This is a genomic window from Pantoea sp. MQR6 (assembly GCF_022761075.1).
Lineage (GTDB): Bacteria > Pseudomonadota > Gammaproteobacteria > Enterobacterales > Enterobacteriaceae > Pantoea > Pantoea phytostimulans.
Map to the genome: position 1 here is coordinate 444,990 of NZ_JAKYXB010000001.1, position 25,108 is coordinate 470,097.

At 51.3% G+C, this 25,108-nt stretch carries 23 protein-coding genes and 1 riboswitch; of the genes, 7 read left to right on the forward strand and 16 right to left on the reverse strand.

The genetic code is table 11. The features are described 5' to 3' along the window. Positions 1-15: 15 nt before the first annotated feature. The 4 genes from cdd to metG form a co-directional block, all read right to left on the reverse strand. The gene (cdd, locus tag MUG06_RS01970; protein ID WP_243077557.1) at positions 16-906 is read right to left on the reverse strand and encodes a cytidine deaminase; all 891 of its coding nucleotides are present in this window, start codon (positions 904-906) and stop codon (positions 16-18) included. Between the two features lie 117 nt (positions 907-1,023). Continuing rightward, positions 1,024-1,716 carry a CidB/LrgB family autolysis modulator gene (locus tag MUG06_RS01975; RefSeq protein WP_215846203.1) on the reverse strand — a complete coding sequence of 231 codons (693 nt, stop codon included), beginning with the start codon at positions 1,714-1,716 and terminating at the stop codon, positions 1,024-1,026. Continuing rightward, entirely contained in the window at positions 1,709-2,098 is a 390-nt protein-coding gene (locus MUG06_RS01980; RefSeq protein ID WP_215846204.1) for a CidA/LrgA family protein, read from the reverse strand. Before MUG06_RS01980 ends, MUG06_RS01975 begins: the two co-directional genes overlap by 8 nt. Positions 2,099-2,258: 160 nt before the next feature. After that, complete coding sequence (gene metG, locus MUG06_RS01985; protein ID WP_243077558.1) at positions 2,259-4,292, reverse strand: methionine--tRNA ligase; 2,034 nt, start codon at positions 4,290-4,292, stop codon at positions 2,259-2,261. A 163-nt stretch (positions 4,293-4,455) separates the two neighbouring features. Between metG and apbC the strand changes: the two genes are divergently transcribed. Then, complete coding sequence (gene apbC / locus MUG06_RS01990) at positions 4,456-5,568, forward strand: iron-sulfur cluster carrier protein ApbC (protein ID WP_243077559.1); 1,113 nt, start codon at positions 4,456-4,458, stop codon at positions 5,566-5,568. Here the strand turns inward: apbC and MUG06_RS01995 are convergent. Then, positions 5,565-6,020 carry a GNAT family N-acetyltransferase gene (locus MUG06_RS01995; RefSeq protein WP_243077560.1) on the reverse strand — a complete coding sequence of 152 codons (456 nt, stop codon included), beginning with the start codon at positions 6,018-6,020 and terminating at the stop codon, positions 5,565-5,567. The two genes, apbC and MUG06_RS01995, sit on opposite strands and share 4 nt — an antisense overlap. A 339-nt stretch (positions 6,021-6,359) precedes the next feature. Between MUG06_RS01995 and ahpC the strand changes: the two genes are divergently transcribed. Both ahpC and ahpF read left to right on the forward strand, forming a co-directional pair. Then, positions 6,360-6,923, forward strand: a complete 564-nt coding sequence (gene ahpC / locus MUG06_RS02000) for an alkyl hydroperoxide reductase subunit C (RefSeq protein WP_215846206.1) — start codon at positions 6,360-6,362, stop codon at positions 6,921-6,923. Positions 6,924-6,994: 71 nt separating this feature from the next. Next, entirely contained in the window at positions 6,995-8,563 is a 1,569-nt protein-coding gene (ahpF, locus tag MUG06_RS02005; RefSeq protein WP_243077561.1) for an alkyl hydroperoxide reductase subunit F, read from the forward strand. Between the two features lie 51 nt (positions 8,564-8,614). Here ahpF and MUG06_RS02010 read toward each other — a convergent pair whose 3' ends face one another. Continuing rightward, a complete protein-coding gene (locus MUG06_RS02010; RefSeq protein ID WP_243077562.1) occupies positions 8,615-9,574 on the reverse strand; it encodes an AEC family transporter in 960 nt (319 codons plus the stop codon). Between the two features lie 119 nt (positions 9,575-9,693). After that, the gene (locus tag MUG06_RS02015) at positions 9,694-9,891 is read right to left on the reverse strand and encodes a yippee family protein (RefSeq protein ID WP_243078474.1); all 198 of its coding nucleotides are present in this window, start codon (positions 9,889-9,891) and stop codon (positions 9,694-9,696) included. Positions 9,892-10,253: 362 nt separating this feature from the next. Here MUG06_RS02015 and MUG06_RS02020 point away from each other — a divergent pair, with 362 nt between their 5' ends. After that, positions 10,254-10,733: an Hcp family type VI secretion system effector gene (locus MUG06_RS02020; protein WP_243077563.1), complete on the forward strand. Its 480-nt coding sequence runs from the start codon at positions 10,254-10,256 to the stop codon at positions 10,731-10,733. A gap of 264 nt (positions 10,734-10,997) precedes the next feature. Here MUG06_RS02020 and MUG06_RS02025 read toward each other — a convergent pair whose 3' ends face one another. Continuing rightward, on the reverse strand, positions 10,998-11,525 hold the full coding sequence (locus tag MUG06_RS02025) for a DUF2778 domain-containing protein (RefSeq protein WP_243077564.1): 528 nt from the start codon (positions 11,523-11,525) through the stop codon (positions 10,998-11,000). 992 nt (positions 11,526-12,517) lie between these two features. Continuing rightward, positions 12,518-12,608: riboswitch (TPP riboswitch) on the forward strand. 34 nt (positions 12,609-12,642) lie between these two features. On the opposite strand from MUG06_RS02025, the gene thiM reads away from it, so the two are divergent. The 3 genes from thiM to fbaB all read left to right on the forward strand — a co-directional run bounded on the left by thiM (position 12,643) and on the right by fbaB (position 15,426). Then, a complete protein-coding gene (gene thiM, locus MUG06_RS02030) occupies positions 12,643-13,431 on the forward strand; it encodes a hydroxyethylthiazole kinase (protein WP_243078475.1) in 789 nt (262 codons plus the stop codon). Continuing rightward, on the forward strand, positions 13,428-14,228 hold the full coding sequence (thiD, locus tag MUG06_RS02035) for a bifunctional hydroxymethylpyrimidine kinase/phosphomethylpyrimidine kinase (RefSeq protein WP_243077565.1): 801 nt from the start codon (positions 13,428-13,430) through the stop codon (positions 14,226-14,228). The genes thiM and thiD overlap by 4 nt, the downstream gene beginning before the upstream one ends. A 145-nt stretch (positions 14,229-14,373) precedes the next feature. Beyond that, on the forward strand, positions 14,374-15,426 hold the full coding sequence (gene fbaB, locus MUG06_RS02040) for a class I fructose-bisphosphate aldolase (RefSeq protein ID WP_215846217.1): 1,053 nt from the start codon (positions 14,374-14,376) through the stop codon (positions 15,424-15,426). A gap of 261 nt (positions 15,427-15,687) precedes the next feature. Here the strand turns inward: fbaB and MUG06_RS02045 are convergent, their stop codons facing one another. The 8 genes from MUG06_RS02045 to baeR form a co-directional block, all read right to left on the reverse strand. Then, complete coding sequence (locus MUG06_RS02045) at positions 15,688-16,374, reverse strand: GntR family transcriptional regulator (RefSeq protein WP_243077566.1); 687 nt, start codon at positions 16,372-16,374, stop codon at positions 15,688-15,690. Between the two features lie 101 nt (positions 16,375-16,475). Next, positions 16,476-17,936 carry a mannitol dehydrogenase family protein gene (locus MUG06_RS02050; RefSeq protein WP_243077567.1) on the reverse strand — a complete coding sequence of 487 codons (1,461 nt, stop codon included), beginning with the start codon at positions 17,934-17,936 and terminating at the stop codon, positions 16,476-16,478. Positions 17,937-18,003: 67 nt separating this feature from the next. Continuing rightward, a complete protein-coding gene (locus tag MUG06_RS02055; protein WP_215846220.1) occupies positions 18,004-19,287 on the reverse strand; it encodes an MFS transporter in 1,284 nt (427 codons plus the stop codon). A gap of 80 nt (positions 19,288-19,367) precedes the next feature. After that, entirely contained in the window at positions 19,368-20,378 is a 1,011-nt protein-coding gene (locus tag MUG06_RS02060) for a Zn-dependent oxidoreductase (protein WP_215846222.1), read from the reverse strand. Between the two features lie 10 nt (positions 20,379-20,388). Next, complete coding sequence (manD, locus tag MUG06_RS02065; RefSeq protein WP_215846223.1) at positions 20,389-21,603, reverse strand: D-mannonate dehydratase ManD; 1,215 nt, start codon at positions 21,601-21,603, stop codon at positions 20,389-20,391. A gap of 161 nt (positions 21,604-21,764) precedes the next feature. Beyond that, positions 21,765-22,664, reverse strand: a complete 900-nt coding sequence (gene yegS / locus MUG06_RS02070) for a lipid kinase YegS (RefSeq protein ID WP_215846225.1) — start codon at positions 22,662-22,664, stop codon at positions 21,765-21,767. A gap of 216 nt (positions 22,665-22,880) precedes the next feature. Beyond that, entirely contained in the window at positions 22,881-24,263 is a 1,383-nt protein-coding gene (yegQ, locus tag MUG06_RS02075) for a tRNA 5-hydroxyuridine modification protein YegQ (RefSeq protein ID WP_279233903.1), read from the reverse strand. Positions 24,264-24,395: 132 nt separating this feature from the next. Continuing rightward, positions 24,396-25,103: a two-component system response regulator BaeR gene (gene baeR, locus MUG06_RS02080; protein ID WP_243077568.1), complete on the reverse strand. Its 708-nt coding sequence runs from the start codon at positions 25,101-25,103 to the stop codon at positions 24,396-24,398. Positions 25,104-25,108 lie beyond the last annotated feature (5 nt).

Below are 25,108 nucleotides of genomic sequence, written 5' to 3' on the forward strand. Positions count from 1 at the left end.
CGGTATGACAAAAGGTTATGCTTTGTGCAATTCAACCTGCAACAGTTCGTTGCAGCCCAGCGCCTTAAGCGTTGCTTGTGTCGCGGCAAACTGACTCAGCGTGGCATCTTTCACTTCCGCTAAAACGGCGCTTTTTACTTGATCGCAGGCTTCACCGTGCATGTTCAGCAGGATCAACGCGGCCTGTAACGGCGGCAGACTTGGATTGAACGCCGCATTTTCAGCATAACGGCCAGTAATGGTTCGCCCTGATGCGGTGATCAGCGCAACACCGCTGTGAGACTGGCTATAAGGCGCATGGCTGGCGTTAGCAGCAGCTACGGCAGCTTGTACCAAGGCATCACCTTCTGCGCGGTAGCCGTGATCCACTTCATCCATCAGTAATTCTGTGATCGCCAGATCGCGTGGGCCAAAGGCATCGGGGAGGTAATCGGCCAGCGTGCTGATTGCGCGTTGAGGCAGGCTGATACGAATCGCGGTGCCGCTGTTCAATTCGTTCATAAACTGACGGCAATGACCACATGGCGTGTAATTTACGGTGATGGTTTCCAGCCGACGCTCACCGCGCAGCCAGGCATGGGTGATAGCGCTCTGCTCGGCGTGAACGGTTTGTTGCAGTGGCGCACCGACGAACTCCATATTGGCACCGAAATACCAGTTGCCGCTGATACCGCGCGCAATAGCCCCGACATTAAAATGCGAAACCGTGGCTACCGCGCAGGCAGCCGCCAGCGGTAACAACGCAAGCGCCAGGTTATCGGTATCCAGTTGCGTTTGCTGTTGCAGATTGGCGACCTGTGTGGCTGTCAGCACAGCGTGAAAATCAGGATCATCCAAAATCGGGCGAAGCGCAGTTTGCAGCGTTGACGGCAACGCGTCGAAAGCAGCGAGGAAACGTGGGTGCATGAAAGCCTCTTAAATCATCAGGAAAAGGTGCCGGATAACGGTTATATGTGATCCCCGTCGCTCTGACAATGCAACCTAGTTTGCTTGTTTCAACTTTGCGAGATCTCTCGCAAAGTTTTAGCCAAACCAGTGCATCATCAGCGGAAAGAGAAAGGGCGCAAGCAGCGAAGTAATAATGCCGCAGATCACCAGCGCCAACGAACTGAAAGCACCTTCCTGAAAATCAACCTCGGCGCTGCGTGCAGTACCCAGCGCGTGCGAAGCATTGCCAATCGCTAGCCCCCGTGCCGCCTTGGTTTTAACCCCCAGCAGGTTAAGCAGCATGTGGCCAAACACCGCCCCTAAAACGCCGGCAATAAGCACGCAGATAGCGCTGATGGCGGGAATACCCTGCAGCGAGCCAGAAACCGCCATCGCAATCGGCGTGGTGACAGATTTAGGCATGATGGTGGCGGCAATCTCAGGTGTTGCACCCATCCATAAGGCAATTGCGGTGCCGGAAACCATGGCAGTCACGCTGCCGATAAAACAGACGCTGATAATTGATTTCCAGCGAGCACGAATCTGATGCATTTGCTCATACAGCGGTAGCGCGAGCGCAACAACAGCAGGCTGCAACAGCTGATTAAGGATCTGGCTGCCAGCAAAATAGCGGGTGTAAGGAATGTGCAGCAGCAGCAGAATCGGGATGATAATCGCCATGGCGACCAGCAGCGGATTGATCAATGAGATTTTCAATCGCTTAGCCAGTCGACGTGCAATGTAAAAGGCCGCGATGGTCAGCGGCAGCGACCACCAAATATCAATCATCGCGCGGCTCCTTTACAGGACGCGTATGCAGTTTGTGTGTGCTCAATCCCACCACCGTTAACACCAGAAAAGTGCTGACGACGCAGGAAACCACGATTGGACCAAACTGCTCGGTCAAAATATCGGTATAGCTCATTACGCCTACGCTGATCGGCACAAACAGCAGCGCCATATAACGAATGATGAGATGACACCCGGGTTTAACCCACTTTACCGGCAAAATTCGACAAGCCAGCAGGGCGAATAAGATCAGCATACCAATGATGCTACCGGGAATAGTGATAGGCAGTAACAGCGCGATGCCATTTCCCGCATATAAACAGAGATAAATGATGATGAAGGCGCGCAGGTAGCGCCAGATGACAGACAGCACGGTGGGCATGACAGGCTCCTGTTTTTACTGAGCTTCATCATACGCATTAACTGCTTAGCGTGCTAGCGGTCACATTTACGTGGGGAAACGTTGCGTTACTGACTGGAATAAAAGGAGAAAGACGGATTTGAAGAACACTCTCTCCCGCTGAGGGAGAGAGTGAAAAAGCTTACTTAACCGGCATGCCTGGCACTGCACCGCTGTCCACAGAGAGCACGAACAGATCTTTGCCGCCAGGACCCGCAGAAAGCACCATGCCTTCGGAGATGCCAAAGCGCATTTTACGCGGTGCCAGGTTGGCAACGATGATGGTCATTTTGCCGACCAATACCGAAGGATCGGGATAGGCTGCGCGAATGCCAGAGAAAATCTGACGCTTCTCGCCGCCCACATCCAACTCCAGACGCAGCAGTTTGTCAGAGCCTTCGACCAGCTCAGCTTTTTCGATAAGCGCAACACGCATATCAACTTTAGCGAAGTCATCAATGGTAATGGCATCACCAATCGGTGCATCGGCCAGCGGGCCGTTGGCCGCAGGTTTGTTCGCGACTGCAGCATCTTCTTTTGACGCTTCAATCAGACCATTTACTTTGGTCATTTCAATGCGGCTATAAAGTGCTTTAAACGGTGCCACCTGATGATCCAGCAGCGGTTGCTGAATGGCATCCCAGCTTAGCGCTGAGTTTAGGAACGCTTCGGTGCGTTCGCTCAGCGATGGCAGCACGGGCTTCAGCCAGGTCATCAATACGCGGAACATGTTGATGCCCATAGAACAGATCGCCTGCAGGTCAGCATCGCGGCCTTCCTGCTTCGCCACCACCCAAGGAGCCTGCTCGTCAACGTAACGGTTGGCGATATCGGCCAGCGCCATAATCTCACGGATAGCACGGCTGAATTCGCGGTTCGCCCAAGCTTCACCAATTTTCTCTGAGGCATCCAGGAAAGTTTGATACAGCGCCGGATCGGCCAGTTCGCTGGCGAGCTTGCCGTCGAAACGCTTGGTGATAAAGCCCGCGTTACGTGAAGCCAGATTCACCACTTTATTCACGATGTCAGCGTTCACGCGCTGAACGAAATCTTCCAGATTCAGGTCGATATCATCGATGCGGGAAGAGAGCTTCGCTGCGTAGTAATAACGCAGGCTGTCGGCATCAAGGTGTTGCAACCAGGTGCTGGCCTTGATGAAGGTGCCGCGTGATTTGGACATCTTCGCACCGTTTACGGTCACATAGCCGTGAACGAACAGGTTGTTTGGCTTGCGGAAGTTGCTGCCTTCCAGCATTGCTGGCCAGAACAGGCTGTGGAAGTAAACAATGTCTTTACCGATAAAGTGATAGAGCTCAGTGGTGGAATCTTTTTTCCAGAACTCATCAAAGTCGATGTCGCCGCGCTTGTCGCACAGATTTTTGAATGAGCCCATGTAACCAATTGGCGCATCCAGCCAGACGTAGAAATATTTGCCCGGCGCATCGGGAATTTCAAAGCCGAAATAAGGCGCATCGCGGGAGATATCCCACTGTTGCAGGCCCGACTCAAACCACTCCTGCATTTTGTTAGCGACCTGCTCCTGCAGCGCGCCGGAACGTGTCCAGGCTTGCAGCATTTCGCTGAACGAAGGCAGATCAAAAAAGAAATGTTCAGAGTCACGCATTTCCGGTGTCGCACCAGAAACCACCGATTTAGGATCAATCAGCTCAGTTGGGCTGTAAGTTGCGCCACAAACTTCGCAGTTATCGCCATACTGATCGGGTGACTTACAATTCGGGCAGGTGCCTTTTACAAAGCGATCGGGCAGGAACATGCCTTTTTCAGGATCGTACAGCTGAGAAATGACGCGGTTTTTAATGAAACCGTTCTCTTTCAGGCGGCCATAGATCAGTTCTGACAGCTGACGGTTTTCATCGCCATGCGTTGAGTGATAATTGTCATAGCTGACATTGAAACCCGCGAAATCCGCTTCATGCTCTTGTTTCATTTCAGCAATCATCTGCTCTGGCTCAATGCCAAGCTGCTGCGCTTTGAGCATAATTGGCGTGCCGTGCGCATCATCAGCGCAGATGAAATAAACCTGATTGCCACGCATTCGTTGGTAACGCACCCAAATGTCTGCCTGGATATGCTCGAGCATGTGGCCGAGATGGATTGAACCGTTCGCGTAAGGCAGTGCGCACGTTACCAGAATTTTTTTAGCGACTTGAGTCATAGTTTGCGTAGCTTTCTGTTGATTGAAAAAACGGGCTTAGATGTTAACCGAAGCCTACTCCGGCGTAAACACAAGCGGCGTACGCTTCATCATCGTGGGCTTCTGATAGTATTGACAATACACCGCTGAAATACAGCGTTAGAAAAATGAAAAAGGAGTGGGGATGACATCACAATCCCGAGAACCGCATACACCTGAAGCTCTGCGCGCCGTTGTTGTCGGCGTGCTGAACAGCTTTGAACATCCAACCCTCAAACGCAACCTTACCGCGATCAAGGCGCTGCACCATGTTGCTCAGCTGGATGGCAAACTGCATATCGAGCTGGTTATGCCCTTTGCCTGGACCAGCGCCTTTGAGGAGCTGAAAGCGCAAACCAGCTCTGAGCTGCTGCGTTTAACCGGTACGCGCGCCATTGACTGGCGGCTCAATCACGATATTGCCACCCTGAAGCGCGTGAAAGGTCAGTCGGGTGTAAAAGGGGTAAAAAATATCGTTGCCGTCAGTTCTGGCAAGGGCGGCGTCGGTAAATCCAGTACCGCTGTCAATATGGCGCTGGCTCTCGCGGCAGAAGGCGCACGCGTAGGTATTCTGGATGCGGATATTTATGGCCCTTCAGTGCCCACCATGCTTGGCACTGAAAATGAACGTCCAACCTCGCCGGATGGCACGCACATGGCACCGATTATGGCGCATGGCCTTGCCACCAACTCTATCGGTTATCTGGTCACCGATGATAACGCGATGGTGTGGCGCGGGCCGATGGCCAGTAAAGCGCTGATGCAGCTGTTGAACGAAACTTTGTGGCCCGAACTCGATTACCTGGTGCTGGATATGCCGCCAGGAACCGGTGATATTCAGCTCACGCTGGCGCAAAATGTTCCGGTAACGGGTGCGCTGGTAGTGACCACGCCGCAAGACATTGCGCTGATTGATGCACGCAAAGGCTTGGTCATGTTTGAAAAAGTGAATGTGCCGGTGCTGGGTATTGTGGAAAACATGAGCATTCACATTTGCAGCAACTGTGGCTTCCATGAACCGATTTTTGGTACCGGCGGCGCTGAAAAACTGGCAGAAGATTACGGTACGCGATTGCTGGCGCAGCTGCCGTTGCATATTAATCTGCGTGAGGATCTGGACGACGGTGAACCCACGGTTATTCGTCGCCCTGAGAGTGAGTTTACTGCGCTCTATCGCCAGTTAGCCGGGCGGGTTGCCGCTCAGCTTTACTGGCAAGGCGACGTCATTCCTGACGACATCGCCTTCCGCGCGATTTAACCCACGCCCGATCCGCTGGCGAACGCTGACGCCAGCGGATAATGCATCAAGACATATTTCCCCTGATCGCCTTCACCCTGCGCAATCATTTGCCAGCCGTGTTGCAGGTAAAATGCCTGCGCCGCTTTATTCATTTGCAAGCATTTCAGTGCGCCCGTTGAGGTAAAGCGCGCTTGCACCGCTTCCAGTAAGGCGCTGCCGACGCCACGTCCTTGATAATCGGGATCAACATACAGGCTGTGCAGAAAGTTATCGTTCTCTAGCAATCCTGCAAAACCCACACGATGTCCCTCTAACTCAGCGACCAATATCGTTTCGCCAATAATCACTGCATCGAAATCCTCAAGCTTCCAATGGCTGCCATCAATCCAGTGCCAGTTTTCACGGCGTGAAGCTAAAAAGAGGGTGCGCAGGAAAGGGCGATCGGATTCAGTAAACAATCGAATGTGCACAAGTCAGCTCCTAAAAACATCTTTTCTACAAAGCTAGCAGCTAAGTTGAGAAATGATAAACCGCGTTAATACAGCGAGATTACGTGTAAACTGCGCAGCGGTGCCATTTACTCGTCTGACTTCCCGTTGCAGATCTGCTGGCTGTTCGCACGCATCCCCTTTGAGCCAAATCCCAAGGGTTTGCGCGCTTGCCGCCTTTTTGCAACGCGGGATAGGTAGAGTAAAGATTGATAAGATCGGCGTTTGATAGCTTTCGTTTATTTGATTGATAACGACTGCATATTAGATGTTGGCCCAAAAATTCTGTAACGTGCATCACATCTTTTAACGGAGGCCATCATGTCTATTATCAATACCAAAATTAAGCCGTTTAAAAACGCAGCATTCAAAAACGGCGAATTCATCGACGTAACCGAGAAAGACGTTGAAGGTAAATGGAGTGTTTTCTTCTTCTATCCAGCTGACTTCACCTTCGTTTGCCCAACTGAACTGGGTGATGTTGCTGATCATCACGAAGAATTCCAGAAACTGGGCGTAGATATCTATTCTGTTTCTACCGACACCCACTTTACCCACAAAGCCTGGCACGGTTCTTCTGACACCATCGCAAAAATCAAGTATGCGATGATCGGCGACCCAACTGGCGCGCTGACCCGCAACTTCGAAATCATGCGTGAAGCAGAAGGTCTGGCCGATCGTGGTACCTTCATCGTTGACCCAGAAGGCATCATTCAGGCAATCGAAATCACTGCTGAAGGCATTGGCCGTGACGCATCTGACCTGATTCGCAAAGTTAAAGCGGCTCAGTATGTGGCTTCTCACCCAGGTGAAGTGTGCCCAGCTAAGTGGAAAGAAGGCGAAGCAACGCTGGCTCCATCTCTGGATCTGGTTGGCAAAATCTAATCCCGCTTTAGCCCTTCGATCTTTCTCTCATCGGGTGCTACGGCACCCGATTTTTTGACCAGGAACTCACTATGCTCGACACAAATTTGAAAACCCAACTCAAGGCCTATCTTGAGAAATTAACCAAGCCTGTTGAGTTGATTGCCACACTGGATGATGGCGCGAAATCAGCAGAGATTCGTGATCTGTTGGTCGATATCGCGGGACTTTCTGAGAAAGTCAGCTTCCGTGAAGAGAACGATCGTCAGGTTCGTAAACCCTCATTTTTAATTACTAATCCAGGCGCAGATCACGGTCCACGTTTTGCGGGTTCGCCGTTAGGCCACGAATTTACTTCACTGGTGCTGGCATTGCTGCAGACCGGTGGACATCCATCCAAAGAAGCGCAGAGCCTGTTAGATCAGGTTACTGAGCTGGATGGCGACTTCCATTTCGAAACTTACTATTCGCTGTCATGCCACAACTGCCCTGACGTCGTTCAGGCGCTGAACCTGATGGCCGTGTTGAATCCGCGCATCAGCCACACCGCGATTGACGGTGGCCTGTTCCAGAACGAGATTCAGGAACGCAACATCATGGGCGTGCCAGCGGTTTACCTGAACGGTAAAGAGTTTGGTCAGGGCCGTTTGAGCCTGGCGGAGATTGTCAGCAAAGTAGACACCAACGCGGATAAGCGTGCGGCAGAAGAGTTAAACAAACGTGAAGCCTACGAAGTGCTGATCGTCGGCAGCGGCCCAGCGGGCGCAGCGGCAGCGATTTACTCCGCACGTAAAGGCATCCGCACCGGTTTGATGGGTGAACGTTTTGGTGGTCAGGTGCTCGACACCGTTGATATCGAAAACTACATCTCCGTACCAAAAACGGAAGGTGCAAAACTGGCGGGTTCACTGCGCGCACACGTTGATGATTACAACGTTGATGTGATTGAAAGTCAGAGCGCCATCAAACTGATTCCGGCTGCGGTCGAAGGCGGTTTGCATGCGATTGAAACCGCGTCGGGTGCAGTGCTGAAATCTCGCAGCATTATCCTGGCGACCGGCGCACGCTGGCGTAATATGGGTGTGCCGGGCGAAGAAGAATATCGCACTAAAGGCGTGACTTACTGCCCACACTGCGATGGCCCACTGTTCAAAGGCAAACGCACAGCTGTGATTGGCGGCGGTAACTCTGGTGTTGAAGCGGCAATTGATCTGGCAGGTATTGTTGAGCACGTCACCCTGCTGGAGTTTGCTGGTGAAATGCGCGCCGATCAGGTGCTGCAGGATAAACTGCGCAGCTTGAAAAATGTTGACGTGATTCTGAATGCACAGACCACGGAAGTAAAAGGCGATGGCAGTAAAGTGACCGGTTTACAATATATTGACCGCACCAACCAGACCACGCGTGAGCTGCCGCTGTCCGGTATCTTTGTTCAGATTGGTTTGCTGCCAAACACACCATGGCTGGAAGGCGCAGTTGAGCGTAACAAGATGGGCGAGATCATCATCGACGCAAAATGCGAAACCACTCTGAAAGGCGTGTTTGCTGCGGGTGACTGCACCACCGTACCGTACAAGCAAATCATCATCGCCAGCGGTGAAGGCGCCAAAGCCTCACTCAGCGCTTTTGATTATTTAATTCGTACGCAATCAGCTGAGTAATTAACACACTCGCTACGCAATAACCCCGGAACCTCTGTTCTGGGGTTTTTTTTAGTATCCCGCTAACGACATGAGCATCATCCACACCGGCGTGGTTATGGCTGCAAATATCGTGGAAAACAGCATGCTGGCCGCTGCCGGGCCGGTAATGACATTGAACTTCTGCGACATCAAATAGACATTCACACCCACCGCCATTGAACCCAACAACACCACTACTTTGCTCTCCAGCGGCGGTAAATCAGTTAACCACGCAATAGCCCACACCGTCATCGGTTGCAGAATCAGCTTCAGCAGACAAATGGTATAACTCTCTTTTAATCCTTCACGCACCCGGTAATGCGCCAGGCTCATGCCCAGCGTGATCAGCGAGAGCGGTGCGGCGATGGAGGCCAGCATGCGTAGCGGTTCCGCCGCAATTAACGGCAGGGGGCGCTGTAAAAAACTCCAAATCGTGCCGCTTAAAATGCCGATGATCAACGGATTTTTCAGCACGCTAATCAAAGTAAGACCTAAACCTTTTAAGGATAAATTGCCGTGCTTAGCCCATTCCACAGAAAGGGTGAGCAGCGTCCAGAGAATCAGGCTGTTAAACACCAATACCAGCGCCACCGAAGGCAGCGCTTCGGCTCCCAACAGCGCCGTTGCTACGGGAATACCCAGCATCACGTTATTCGAGAAAATGCCGCCGAGTGCAAACACCGAACCGGCAACCCCATCTAGCTTAAATAAGCGTGTCGCGAGAGCACGCCCAACGATAAACACCAGCAAGCAGCTACCGAAAAAAGCCAGCAACAGGCGAAAGTCCACCGGTGGGCTTTTATAAAAATCGCTCATGACGCGAAATAACATGCAGGGCAGGGCGACGTTGAACACAAAGCGGTTCATACCCTCACTGATGCTGGCAGGCCATTTACCAAAGCGGGTCAGACAAAAGCCGATAAAAATGAGTACAAACAGCGGGGCTGACAAATAGATCTGATGACTTAGCGTATCCAACAAGGTAGACATAGGCGACTGAAGGTAAGTGTCTCAATAGTTTTAAGACTAACAGGTTGTCGCTGAAGGTGTAACCTGCTGAATGGCTTAAGGTAGGTAACGTGTCGGCACGCTATCCTTGAACGGTAAAACTAACCCAACCAGCGACGTGCTTGTTCATCGCTGATATCGCGGTAATAAATCCGATGGATCATCTCACCGCAGCTTTTGCAGCTGGCAGTAATATAAGTAGAAAGATAAGTTCGGCCATTAGGCGAAACTGCACCCTGACGGGTGATATTAATCTCGTGCCAGCGGTGCCGATGGGGAATAAACGCTAAGAATCGCATCATACTTCCTGAAAGTATAAAGTTCCGTCTTTATTATCTTCTTAACTCCATGAAATAAGTGCTCTTTGCTCTGTGTTTTGCGCAGGTTCTTTATTATTTATAATTCAGCTAACACTGGGGTTTAATTAAATTATCGTTGTAAGCTATTTCTGATTAAATTATTTCCGTTCGTTTTTAAACCCGCTGCATTAAGCCTGTTTTTAAGGGGGGAAGGGTTGATCGAGATCATGCGATACGCTTCAAGATAACATTTATCTACCTTGCTTTAGTTTTCACGCTTCCTTATGCTGCAAGCCGTAACAATGACTCGGGGTGCCGCTTTCTACCAGGAAAGGACTAACAATAAAAGGACGAAGTAACATATGCCAATTCCAGCTTATCTATGGCTTAAAGACGATGGCGGCGCATTGATCAAAGGCTCTGTTGACGTTCATGGACGTGAAAACAGCATCGAAGTGCAGGGTTTTGCACACGGTGTAACTCTTCCTGTTGACCCGACCACTGGCAAAATCACCGCCACTCGCTCACATATGCCTATCAGTTTTGAGAAGGAATTCGATGCATCAAGCCCGTATCTTTTCAAGGCTGTGACAACGGGACAAACACTCAAATCTGCCGAAATCAAATGGTATCGCATTAGCGATGCAGGCCAAGAGGTTGAATATTTCAATATGCTCTTCGAAGGCGTGAAGATCGTTTCTGTTTTGCCGGGGATGGCAAACATCAAAGCTAGCAGCGGGCAAACTAATCACGTTGAATCGGTTGCAATGATGTATGAAAAAGTGACCTGGCGTTACACTGATGGCAATATCCAGCACTCTGATGCATGGAATGAAAGATAAAATAAACTGGGCTAAGCCCGGTTTTTATATTTCTTTAATAAAAACAGAGATGCAATCATAGTTATTATTGTTTCGATGAGAGACATTGCCACCAACATTTGACCAAATGCTCCTTCAGCATCGTGAAAGCCTAATTCAGATGTAAAATCAATAAACCACGAGGTGTTAGATTTAATTACTGGTATAAATATTTTATAGTTCAACCACATAAATAAAAAAAACATCAAGGCGAAGGATAGCGTCTTCTTCGGAATCACTGATGATTTAGCACACACCGGAAACTCCTCCGTCGATTACTTCAATTGTTCCATACGAATACAATTGTGTTCCGGGGATGTTTGTATTTCCATATGTATAAGTCATTAGCGCCTGCCTTATTTTAATGAAGTCACTACGGTGCTGTAATGTTATACATCCCTGAGAAATCCCTGCCGGACCAATTGGATGCAATCTAAAATTCCCCCTTTCTACGCCATCAATGAATGTTTTGTCATCAACGTGTGAATCTTGTCTAAATAGTCCAAACCATTCCGCGTGAATTACGGGGGTATCTGTTGGCCATGTCCAGGCCTCACGGCTCATTGTGTACAGCATGGACTTAAACCCATTAACAGGACGTTTCACGATGTGATAGCGACCAAGCGGGATCGGCCCTTTAAAAGGTATAGCGGCACATGCGGCATTGTTGCGATACTGATCATTGCCAGAAAACGCCATAAAGTGCCCTATACCTGGTAGTATGAGGGGAGAGAATTGTGCGCCTGTAAGAATAAACTTTCCGTTGATTGCCATTTGGCTTTAATCCCTTATTAGTAAACCACTCTTATTATAAGGTTTTTATTGTTGATTTAAAGAAATCATCAGAATTAACAGTGTATTAATTACAATTTCAAAAGCTTTTAGCACGGTGGTAGGCTCTGCCAGGGGCTCAGTCACGCTCCCTAAAGAGTACTTGGTTAACCTCATCACAACGCGTTTGGTGAGTATTGCCTGATAAGGGGTAGGTAGGGAGGCAAGGGAAATAAATTACATTTGCTGAGATAAAATTTAGGATCGTCTTTTTAATACATAAATTAGCTGGGGCCTTAGCCCCAATTCCTGACAGATTCATCAATCGACGTTCTAGAGGTATTTGATGGTTTCTTATCGCAGGTTAACGACGGAACTAAAGGACGCTATAGCAACCTTCGCCGTGTGATTGTTTTTGCAGGTTCTGATGCATACAGCAAGTTACGTTTTCATACGTCGATGAAAAGTGCATTCCAATATGTTAGTCCACTTGATGAAGGAAATATCATTACACAGAGACGTGAAATCTTACCCAACGTTAAAACATTCACAATGCCTGGCATTGCAGTTGACGTAGTTAAAATCACAGACTCACTTCTAACATAATGGCGAAGATTGATATTCAAGATGACGAAGAAAATAGCCTTATCATCGACAAAATCAACGACAGAATGTTGGTTAGCTTGATTAATATCAGCCGATTAGTAGCACATTACAAAATAACTCCGCAACTTGTAGCCTTAAGAACCTGCAAAACATTTATTGATGGTGAAGAGAAGCCTTACCGGAGTTTGGTTACGGCGGTTAACTCGCCAGTTAGAAAATAGAGTAAACGCCTTAATGATTGATCCTCGCACTGCGGGGATTTTTTGTATAGGGCTTCTGCGGGTTATCAAAGCGGTCAAAGTGGGATACAAAGCGGTTTACAAGCTGGGATCAACTCACCTATGATTGCACTGAGTGATTGAGCAATTATTATCAAAATATGCTTATCTATCAATGACTAGGGGTGCCTTTTAGGCTGAGATATACCCTTTGAACCTGATCTGGATTAATGCCAGCGTAGGGAAGTCTGATGCCTGACCGCATTTGCCTTCTTGTTCGCCGGTTGGGAGTTATGATGACACATCAACCTGAACACCTTTCTGACGCGCACGTCGCGCGTATCCTGCATCAATTTCGCCAACACGCGCCGCTGGTTCATTGCATGACCAATGATGTCGTGCAAACCTTCACGGCCAATGTACTGCTGGCGCTCAACGCGTCGCCTGCCATGGTTATTGATCCCGAAGAAGCTGCGCAATTCAGCGGTTTTGCCGACGCGTTGCTGATTAATGTGGGCACCTTAACGCAGGATCGTCAACTCGCTATGCAAGCCGCCGTTACCGCCGCCAATCAAGCTGGCACGCCATGGACACTTGATCCGGTTGCGGTGGGCGCGCTCACGTTACGCAGCGCATTCTGCCAGCAATTGCTGAGTCAAAAACCCGCCGCTATTCGCGGTAATGCCTCTGAAATTTTAGCGCTAGCGCAGCAAGCTGCGGGCGGGCGAGGCGTTGATAGTTTGCATCAGGCCGATGCCGCAGTGGCAGCCGCTCAGCAGCTTGCTCGCGATTATCACACCCTTGTGATCGTCACCGGCGAAGTCGATTACGCCACTGATGGCTCACGCACCTTAACCATTTCCGGCGGTAGTCCACTGATGACACGTGTAGTCGGCACGGGCTGCGCGTTATCTGCGGTGGTTGCCGCTTTCAGTAGCCTGCCGGGTGATGGCTTGCTCAACGTTGCCTGCGCATGTCGGGTGATGGCGCTGGCAGGGAAAAAAGCGGCGGCGCAAGCGCAAGGGCCGGGCACCTTTGTCGCCGCGTTCCTTGATGCGTTATGGATGCTGGAGGTGGCAGCATGAAGCGCATTAACGCCTTAACCATCGCCGGCACCGATCCCAGTGGCGGAGCCGGGATCCAAGCCGATCTCAAAGCTTTTTCTGCGTTAGGCGCTTATGGCACTAGCGTTATTACTGCGCTGGTGGCGCAAAATACCTGCGGCGTGCAATCGGTTTACCGCGTGGATCCTGACTTTGTCACGGCGCAGTTGGATTCAGTGCTGGATGATGTGCGCATCGATAGTGCGAAAATCGGCATGTTAGCGGAAACCGCGATTGTAGAGCGCGTGGCTCAGCGCCTGAAACGAGCCAGTTTACCCTTTATCGTGCTGGATACGGTGATGGTGGCTAAGAGCGGCGATGCACTGCTTTCACCGGATGCGATTGCCAGCGTGCGTGAACTGTTATTGCCACAGGTTTCACTGATTACCCCGAATTTGCCAGAAGCCGCCGCGCTGTTGAATTGTGCAATTGCGCACAACGAAGATGAAATGCTGACGCAGGGTGAAGCGCTGCTGGCGTTGGGTTGTCAGGCGGTGCTGATGAAAGGGGGACACCTGAGCAATGAGGAAAGCCCGGACTGGCTGATTACGCGCTCAGCTCAGCAACGTTTTACCGCACCTCGTGTGAATACGCGTCACACACATGGCACCGGTTGTACGCTTTCGGCGGCGCTAGCGGCGCTGCGTCCACGCCATCAAAACTGGCAGGAGACGTTAACGGAAGCCAAAGCCTGGTTGCAGCAAGCCTTGTTACACGCTGATTCACTGGAAGTGGGCAAAGGCATTGGGCCGGTGCATCACTTCCATCAATGGTGGTAAGGAGAGAGACTAAAACGGGGCTTTTTCCTGGGGATCCGTCTGAAAAATGGAGTCAGCAATTTGCGTCATAGCGTGAATAAGGTCCAGGCTGTGGGGGTCGAATCGGCGGGTGCCGGTTCACCCTCGACAGCTAACAGGAGTTGACATGACGGACATCGTACAGTTATTGGGCAAAGAAGCGGATTCCCTTCTTCAACATCGCTGCATGACCCTTCCAGCGGAAAGCCTGTATTTACCAGGCGCGGATTTCGTTGATCGGGTAATGATCGACAACAACCGTTCTCCTGCGGTACTGCGCAATATGCAAACGCTGTATAACACCGGTCGCCTGGCGGGAACCGGTTATCTCTCTATTCTGCCGGTCGATCAGGGTGTGGAGCATTCAGCTGGCGCCTCGTTTGCCGCTAATCCGCACTATTTTGATCCCAAAAACATTGTTGAACTGGCGATCGAAGCGGGCTGTAATTGCGTAGCATCAACCTACGGTGTATTGGCTTCCGTATCGCGTCGTTATGCGCACCGCATTCCATTTTTAATGAAGCTTAACCACAACGAAACGCTGAGTTATCCGGCGCAATACGATCAAACGCTGTATGCCAGCGTCGATCAGGCGTTCAACATGGGCGCAGTAGCGGTTGGCGCGACTATTTACTTCGGTTCAGAGCAATCACGCCGCCAAATTGAAGAAATTTCTGCGGCTTTTGAGCGTGCACATGAATTAGGCCTGGTCACAGTATTGTGGGCTTACCTGCGCAATAACGATTTCAAAAAGGATGGCGTGGATTATCACTCCAGTGCGGATTTAACGGGTCAGGCGAACCATTTGGCGGCGACGATTGGTGCCGATATCGTTAAGCAGAAAATGGCGGAAAACAACGGCGGCTATAATGCGGTGAAATTTGGTCATACCGATGAGCGCGTTTACACCAAGCTGACCACTGAAAATCCCATCGATTTGGTGCGTTATCAGTTAGCAAACTGCTATATGGGCCGCGCCGGGTTGATCAATTCGGGTGGCGCGTCAGCGGGTGAAACAGATATTGCCGAATCAGTGCGTACCGCCGTTATTAACAAACGTGCCGGTGGCATGGGATTGATTCTGGGACGTAAGGCGTTTAAGAAATCGTTGAAGGATGGCGTCGCGCTGATAAATGCAGTGCAGGATGTTTATCTGTCAAAAGAGGTGACGATTGCGTAAGGGGTGAGTCCTCTGCGCGCTGCCCCCCATCCCGGCCTTCCCCCGCGAAGCGGGGGAAGGAGACGCTGCCACATGCCATCTCATCACTCACATAAAGCAGCATCTTCCTCCCCCATTTATGGGGGAGGATTGAGGTGGGGGACAAACGGCCTCGCACTTCAGAGGATTGAGGTAGGGGGCAAACGACCTCGCACTTCAGAGGATTGAGGTGGGGGACAAACGACCTCGCACTTCAGAGGATTGAGGTAGGGGACAAACGACTCAAGGCCCTTCAAACCATTCACTGTTGCGTTCGGCAATGGGCGTTATTGAGAAAATCATCTCTTGTAGATGGCGGCGCATCGCTGCTTCTGCGGCATCAGCATCATGAGCTTGTAGCGCTGCGAAAATTTCCTGATGCTGCTCAATCAAACTTTCCGGGGGAGAAACTTCACTCAAGGTTAAAAAGCGCACCCGATCCATCGCCGCCTTGATATTTTCCACCGTTTCCCACGCCAGCGTGCAGTTGATGCTTTCAGCAATTAAACGGTGAAACTCATCATCCAGGCTAAGAAATGCCTGGCTGTCATGCCGCTCAGCAGCCATTTTTTGCAATTGCAAATTGTGTTCCAGCGCCATCAAAGCCGGCGACGCGATCTCCACTGCGGCACGGCGAACCACCGCAATCTCCACTGCTTCGCGGATGAAACGCCCATCGGCTACGCGTTTAGCGGAAATCTTACGCACGAAGGTGCCACGTTGTGGCAGCACCTGTACCAATCCGGCTTCTGCCAGCTTAATAAAAGCTTCACGTACCGGCTGACGTGAAACATTGAAGCGAGCAGAAACTTCTTTCTCAGAGAGCAACGAACCGGGTTGAATCACACAGGTGACGATATCTTTGCGCAGATAACGGTAAATCTGCTGGTTCACTGGCTCGCTGGTGGTAATGGTATAGGCGATCGTCATGCGGCAATGTCCATATTACGGCTGACATAAGCCAGCCCGTAGAGAAAGAATCAGTCTAATCAGCACGCTGCATCTGCGCCAGTGCTTTTGCTACCGCACAATCATGCCGCGTTCATTATTTGATGTACGGTAGCGCGGGCGCCTTGCTGCACCAGTTGCTGATAAAAATGCGTTAATCGGGCAAGAAAGTCACCATTTTGTGCCAGATCTTCGCCAAAAACCGCGTTCATCCCCAACAAAGCCCGCACGCGAGCTTCACCGTCTTCGCTGTTTTTCACACACTCGGCCAGCGCATTTTTCAGAGGATCTCGTATCTCAATCGGCTGGCCTTGTTCATCTACACCGCCGACATAACGCATCCAGGCGGCAATGCCAAGCAGCAGCAGGTCGCAGCGGCTACCGTTACGCAGGTGCCAGCGCAGACTATCCAACATCCGTTGTGGCAACTTTTGGGTGCCATCGGTAGCGATCTGATAAGTACGATGTTTAATCGCGCGGTTTTCATAGCGGGCGATTAACGAGTCGGCGTAGGCTTGCAAATCTACCCCTTGAGTGCGCAAGGTTGGCGCTTGCTCATCCACCATTAATGCGCGAGCAGCGGCCCGGAAGTGGCTGTCATTCATGCAATCGCTGATGTGTTCGTAGCCCGCCAAAAAACCCAAATAGGCGAGGAATGAATGGCTACCATTCAGCATCCGCAGCTTCATCTCTTCAAAAGGCAGTACATCGTTTACCAGTTCGGCACCGGCTTTTTCCCACGCTGGGCGACCGCTGACAAAGTTATCTTCAACCACCCACTGAAAAAACGGCTCTGCTTCTACAGCCACCGGATCCTCCGAACCCAGACGCGCGGTGAGCTGCTGGAAAGCGCTTTCAGTCATGGCAGGTACAATGCGATCAACCATCGTGGAAGGGAAAGTGATGTGGTGCTGAATGTACTCGGCTAAATCGTCATCCTGACGCTGCGCCAGTTGCACAATCACATTGCGCGAGACATGGCCATTTTCCGGCATATTGTCACAAGACATCACGCTAAACGGCGCTAACCCGGCGTCGCGACGGCGGCGAATTGCCGCCAGTATCAGGCCAGGCAAAGAGCGTGGCGCGTCTGGCTGGGCAAGGTCATGCATGATATCAGGGTGATCTGGATTGAGATCACCGCTGGCAGGTAAATGGCAATAACCCTTTTCCGTTACGGTCATCGAAATAATGGCGACGTCTGGCTGGCTCATGGCGTCAATCACCGCCTCGATTCCGTCGCCTTTGCCGTGCAGCGCAGCAGTGATCACGCCAATTACGCGGGTATTCAGCGAGTCGTCGGCCATCTCTGTAACGGTGTAGAGCAAATCCTGTTCACGCAGCGCCTGAATAAGTGCGCCGCTGTTGAGATTCACTTCGCAATAGCCCCAATCTGAACCTTGCTCAGCCAGCTTGTCGCTGCACAGCGCCTGATGGGCGCGGTGGAAGGCGCCAAAGCCAATATGCACCATACGCGTTTTAAGTTTGCTACGGTCGTAGCGCGGGCGCTGAACGTCAGCGGGAAGGCGATCGATATCTAACATAGTCTGTCCTTATGGCAAACGGGGCGCCATGCGCCCCGTAATCAGTAATGCATTAACCGCGTCCTGCTTAAACCGAAACCGGTTTGTCGATGGTTTTCGGACTGCGAATCACAAACAGCACCAGGAATGCACCCACGGCGGCGACACATCCCGCCAGGATAAAGGCGCTGTCGAACTTGCCGGTGTGCTGCACAATGAAGCCGGTCACGATGGGACCGATGATGCCCGACAAACTGCCCACCAGATGAATAAATCCACTGATGCTGCCGACGCGGCTTTTGTGCACGACATCCTGAATAATCGCCCAGTAAATCGCGCCGGTGATGTAGAGGAAGAAGATCGATATCGACATCATCATCACGGCAGGCACCACATCTTTTATCGTACCCGCCAGTGCGACACAAATGGCGGCAGCAAACAGTGAGACCACTAACACAATTTTACGTGACAACAGCAACTTGCCAGTGATGTTGAAGATTTTATCGGAGATCAAGCCGCCGAGTGCCAGGCCGACAAAGCCAACAATCCACGGGATCATCGTCGTGATGCTCATGGCCTTGATATCCAGGCCATGCGCCTGCACCAGATAGGCCGGGAACCAGCTCAGGAAGAAGAACAGAATGTAGTTGTAACAGAAGAAGGCAAATGCGGTGACCAGGATAATGGGCTGACGCAGATAATAGCCAAAGGGATGAGCAGTTTGCGAAAGATCAGCTTCATCATTCGGGTTTTCAGCCTTCATGTGATCAATCAGCGCACGCTCTTTTTCAGTCACCAGCTTGCTTTTTGCCGGGTTATCCGCCGCAAAGAACAGCCAGATGGTCATCCAAACCAACCCGATGCAGCAGACGATAACAAACGCTGGACGCCAACCGTAAGCAAGTGCCAGATAACCGATGATTGGACCGGCAACCGCGCCGCCCAGCGGTGAACCGGCGCTCAGCAAACCCATGGCGGTTGCTGCCTGTTTTTTCGGGAACCAGCCGTTAATGGCTTTGTTCGCCGAGGCGCAAATTGGGCCTTCCGCCATGCCGAACAGCACGCGCAGAATCAACAGTGACCAGAAACCGGTGGCCAATGCGGTCATGCCGCAAAAAATTGACCAAGCGCCAACAGCCACGGCGAGCACGATTTTTGGCCCAAATTTGTCGGTCGCCAGGCCACCAACAAAGTTAAACAACGCATAGCCGAAGAAGAAGCTACCGAAAATCATGCCGAACTGCTCAGCATTAATCGCCAGATCTTTTTCCACCATTGGAACAGTCAACGACAGCGCTACGCGATCGAGGTAGTTGATCATGTAGACAAGGAACAGCAGCAATACGAGGGTCCAGCGCAGATTCTTGAACATAGAAACTCCGTGATCTGTTTTCTACTTGTAATAGGCCGGCGGGTACGTACCGGCAGAGGACACCTGGTGTTCAGGCTAGGTTAACGCATTTGAAGAATCACCTTGCAGCAGGTACGTGGATCTTTTTCGAACAGCGTCATCGCACGTTCGATGTCGTGCAAAGGGAAATAGTGTGTGACCAGCTTCTCCGGCTGGATTAACCCTTTTTCCATCCATTCAATGACCTGCGGAAAGCGATGGCTGTTCAAACGCGAGGTAAACAGCGACAGCTCCTTGCTGGTTAAACTTTGCTGAGTAATGCTGCACGGCTCGCCGGAAAAACCGAGTAAACCGATGCGCGCAGCCGGTGAGGCGAGGGCGGCCGCTTCAGCCAAAATCGTAGGGTGGCAGGCAGCATCAATAATCAATGTTGGCTGTAACCCTTCTAACTGCGCTGCCAGCGGCACGTCAGCGTTGTTAAAGACGCGATCCGCACCGTTCTGCAACGCTAATTCCAGCCGCTCAGGCAGACGATCCACCACCAATACCTGATCCACGTTATAGACGCCTTTCAGCACCTGAATGGCGGTTAAACCCATCGGGCCTGCGCCGTAAATTAACGCAACATCTTGCTGCTGCGGCTTGAGAAACGCAGTGATGTTTGCCGCAATGGTGAAAGGCTCAACCAAACTGGCCAGTTTGTCGGGAATTGAGGCGGGCAGACGATACGCATTTTTCGCCGGAGCCACCGCATATTCACTGAAGCCGCCGTCGCGATGCACGCCAATGACCTGTAATTCCTTGCACACATTTGGCCGGCCTACTGAACACGGATAGCAAGCGCCACAGCTCACCACTGGGTCGACCGCCACACGTTCACCGAGGCGCACAGCATCAACGCCTTCGCCTAAAGCATCAATCACGCCAAAAAACTCATGGCCAATGACGCGGGGATATTTGGCAAACGGATTATGACCATGCCAGATATGCACGTCAGATCCACAAATACTGGCAAACTGCACCTTAACCCGCACTTCACCCGCAGCGGGTTGCGGCATTGGACGTTCGGCCAGCACCAGCTCGCCAGGTTGCTCAATAACGACACTTTTCATTGTGTTCTCCTTACCAGTTCCACAGCGTGCCATCTTCGAGGCGGGCTACGGGTAAATAGGCAGGTTCATAGGGATATTTCGACGCAAGTTTTTCATTGAAGTCGATGCCTAAACCCGGTTTGTTGCCCGGATGCATGTAACCATCTTCGAACGTCCAGTTGGCGTCGAACAGTTCCATCATCTGCTCGGAGAAGCCCATATATTCCTGAACGCCGAAATTGGGTACCCACAGGTCAAAGTGCAGCGCAGCAGCCATGCAAACCGGCGAGAGATCCGAAGGGCCGTGCGAGCCGGTGCGAACCTGATACAGCGAAGCAAAATCGGCAATACGGCGCATACCGGTGATGCCGCCTGCGTGGGTAATGGTGGTGCGGATATAATCAATCAGCTGCTCTTCAATCAGCTGTTTACAATCCCAGATGCTGTTGAACACTTCGCCTACCGCAATTGGCGTGACGGTATGCTGACGGATCAGACGGAAACACGCTTGGTTTTCAGCAGGTGTCGGATCCTCCATCCAGAACAGGCGGTAATCTTCCACGCTTTTTCCGAAGCGCGCGGCTTCAATTGGCGTCAGGCGATGATGCATGTCATGCAGCAGATGCTCGTCAAAGCCAAACTTATCGCGGATCGCTTCAAACAGCTTTGGCGTAAAATCGAGGTATTTTTCGGTTGACCATAATTGCTCTTCTGGCCAGTTACCTTTGGTAGCAGGCTCATAAGCCAGACCTTTGCCTTTTGCCATGCCGTAAGTGGTTTTCATTCCGGGTACGCCGCATTGGGCGCGAATTGCTTTAAAGCCCAGCTCTTTATGTTTGGCGTAATCGTCCATCACTTCATCAATAGAATGCCCGGTGGTGTGGCAATAGACCATCACGCCGGTGCGCGATGCGCCACCAAGCAACTGATAAAGCGGCATGTTGGCGGCTTTGCCTTTGATGTCCCACAGTGCCATATCCACGGCAGAAATCGCAGACATGGTGACAGGGCCACGACGCCAGTACGCGCCTTTGTAAAAGTATTGCCAGATGTCTTCGATTTGATGCGCATCGCGGCCAATCAACTGCGGGCAAACGTGATCTTTCAGATAGGAGGCAACAGGTAATTCACGGCCATTCAGCGTCGCGTCGCCAATGCCAGTTAAGCCTTCATCGGTGGTGATCTTAAGGGTGACAAAGTTTCTGCCTGCGCAGGTTACAAACACTTCCGCGTTAACAATTTTCATCGATGTAAGCCTTTATCCAGCGTTCAATGATGAAAAAATACGCGCATTAATACTACCATACAAGTTGATGTAGCGAAGTTGTGAACAGAATCACACTGTGCTTAACAGGTAAGGGGAAGCTGCAAAGAGAAAAGGGCGGCGCACCGCCCCTTGAGCCAGCATCAGGCTAATAGCGGACACTGTGGTGGTAAGCGACAACTCAGCGCGCCGGGCAGAACATCGATATGAAACTCACGGCCCGACAGCGGCTCGCCATCAAGGTTGAAGGTCATTTCATGCGGCGAAAGGATATGCAGCGATTGCAGCTTCTTTCTGACAATACCTGGATTGTCATCGTCGCCGGTCAATGAGTGCATCAATGTGGGCAACAGTTCCTGTGCGGTAACAATGCTGATATCGAGTTGCCCATCGTTGATCAACGCCGAAGGACATAAGCGTTGTCCGCCGCCTGCTTGACGCCCATTGCCGATGCCGATCACCAGCGCATCGCCTTGCCAGTGAAAATCTGGCCCGCTGATTTCGCAACTGTCGGCTTTCAGGGTATCCATGCGCATCAGCCCATGAATAAAGTAAGAGACGCCGCCGAGTGCAGACTTTAATTTCTCTGGCGTTTCAGTGGTAATACGCGTACCAAAGCCGCCGGTTGCCATGTTGATAAAATAACGATCCTGATTCACGCGAGCCAAATCGATCATGCTGGCTTTGCCCTGAATCGCCAGGCGCAACGCCGGTTCCATCTCGGCGGGAATGCCGACGCTGGTGGCGAAATCATTGGCGGTGCCCAGCGGCAGGATACCTAAAACAGGGCGTGCTGAAGCCTCGATAGCGGCCAGAGCAGTTGCAATTTCATTGATGGTGCCATCACCGCCGCCTGCAACTACGGTTTCAGCTTCCAGCGTAATGGCTTCATCTAAATAGCGCTGTCCATCACCTTTCTCCCAGGTGACGCGCACAGCAATATTAAAGCCTTCATCACGCAGTGTATTGATAGCTGCGCGCAGATCTTCGTTACCTGCGCCTTTGCCATTAAGGATCAGTAGCGTTAGCGAATTTTTGTCCATTATTTTTTCCTGGAAGATCAGCTCAGAGCAAAGGTTATAGCACAGCTGAGGCTGTAAAAAGATTGGCGAATGGGAGAAAAAGAAAACCCGCGCGGGGGAGCCGGGCGGGTGAATGAGGTGGTTCCTGGTAATACTTGCTTTATTGTTACTCGTTCGAAGCAGGCGCGACTATAAAACAGGGCGAAGCGGCGGTCTGTGATCCTACTCTAACTTCGTCTAAATGTTTCCAATAGTTAACGTTTTGCCATGGGGATCACGCGTGCTTAGACCTTCGGTGAAATTTCTCAGCAGTAAACTAAATGACAAATCAACCGTTTCTGGCACCTGCATCCAGACGCGATGTCCGTCACCGGGCGCAACATCGATCGCTTCGCCGCGCGAATTTTGCAGGGCATCCAGCGTACAGATCAGATTGCCTGAAGGGGTCATAATTTCCAGACTGTCATGCAGCATAAACTTATTTTTCACCGCTACTTCTGCCCAATCGCCACGGCGTTCGCCGGTAAACTCGCCAACAAATTGCTGTCGCTCGGAGATCGAATAACCTTGCTGATAATTTTGATAGCTGTCATGCGTGTGGCGCCGTAAAAAACCTTCGGTATAGCCGCGATGCGCCAGGCCTTCCAGCGTCATCAGCAGTTCAGGATCAAAGGGTTTACCGCTGGCTGCATCGTCAATGGCGCGACGATAAACCTGAGCGGTGCGCGCGCAGTAATAGAATGATTTGGTGCGGCCTTCAATTTTCAACGAATGCACGCCCATTTGACTCAACCGCTCAACGTGCGCCACAGCGCGCAAATCTTTGGAGTTCATAATGTACGTGCCGTGTTCATCTTCAAAGGCACTCATTACTTCGCCCGGCTTCATCTTCTCTTCCAGCAAGAAAACCTTGTCGGTGGGCTGACCTTTACCCAAGGTCGGTGTGATATTTTGCACCTCAACCGGCTGATAAATTTCAACAATATTACCTACCTCATCCTGCTTGCCTTCTTCCACTTTATACTCCCAGCGGCAGGCATTGGTGCAGGTTCCCTGATTGGGGTCGCGTTTATTCATGTAGCCAGAAAGCAGGCAGCGGCCGGAATAGGCCATGCACAGCGCGCCATGCACAAACACTTCCAGCTCCATTTCTGGCACCTGCTGACGGATGTCGGCGATCTCTTCCAGCGACAGCTCACGAGAAAGGATGACGCGCGTTAATCCCATTTGCTGCCAGAATTTCACCGTCGCCCAATTCACGGCGTTAGCCTGCACGGAAAGATGGATTGGCATCTGGGGAAACGCCTCTCTGACCAGCATGATCAAGCCTGGATCGGACATGATCAACGCGTCCGGCTGCATCTCTATCACTGGCGTTAAGTCACGTATAAAGGTTTTAAGCTTGGCGTTATGCGGCGCGATGTTCACCACCACATAGAATTTTTTACCCAGCGCGTGTGCTTCGTTGATACCTTGAGCGAGGATTTCGTGAGTGAATTCATTGTTGCGCACCCGCAGACTGTAGCGTGGCTGGCCAGCGTAAACCGCGTCAGCACCATATGCAAAGGCATAGCGCATGTTCTTCAGCGTTCCCGCTGGAGAAAGAAGTTCTGGTTTCAAAGGTTTTCTCACTGATGTCAGGTCAGCATGCCGCCGACTACGGTAGCACGTATAGGGCCGTGGATAACGGCCCTATAAAAGGTGCGGAATTGTAGGCTGTGAGCAGCCGTAGATAAATTGATCCAAATCAATCTAGATCAAATGACAGAGATCGGCTTCCCAGCGGTATCCCATGCCATACACCGCACGGATAAAGGGTTGCTCGCTGTCGAGATTCTCCAGCTTGCGACGCAGGTTTTTGATGTGGCTGTCGATGGTACGATCGGTAACGACGCGATAATCGTCATAGAGATGATTTAGCAGTTGTTCGCGTGAAAACACTTTGCCCGGCTCCAGCGCCAGGGTTTTCAACAAGCGAAACTCGGCGGGAGTTAAATCCAGCGGTTGCTCGCGCCAGCTTGCCTGGAAACGGCCTTCATCAACTTTCAGTAGCGACGATTTCTGCACCTCTTCCGGCGAACGTTTTACCCGACGCAGAATAGTTTTAACCCGCGCCACCACTTCACGCGGGCTGAACGGCTTGCACACGTAATCGTCGGCACCGATTTCCAGCCCCAGCAGGCGATCAATCTCTTCGGTTCGCGCTGTCACCATGATGATTGGCAATTCAGAGAAGCGGCGGATTTCCCGACACAACGTTAAGCCATCGGTGCCGGGTAGCATCAAATCCAGCAGCAGTAAATCAGGCGGCGAGTGCTGAACGTAATCCAGCACCTCGTTGCCGTGCGCGATATGGTGCGTGCGGTAATTGGAAGCCTGAAGATAATCAATCATTAACTGGGCCAATTTTGGCTCATCTTCCACGATAAGAATTAGCGGGTCTTGTTTTTCCTGGCTCATAATCT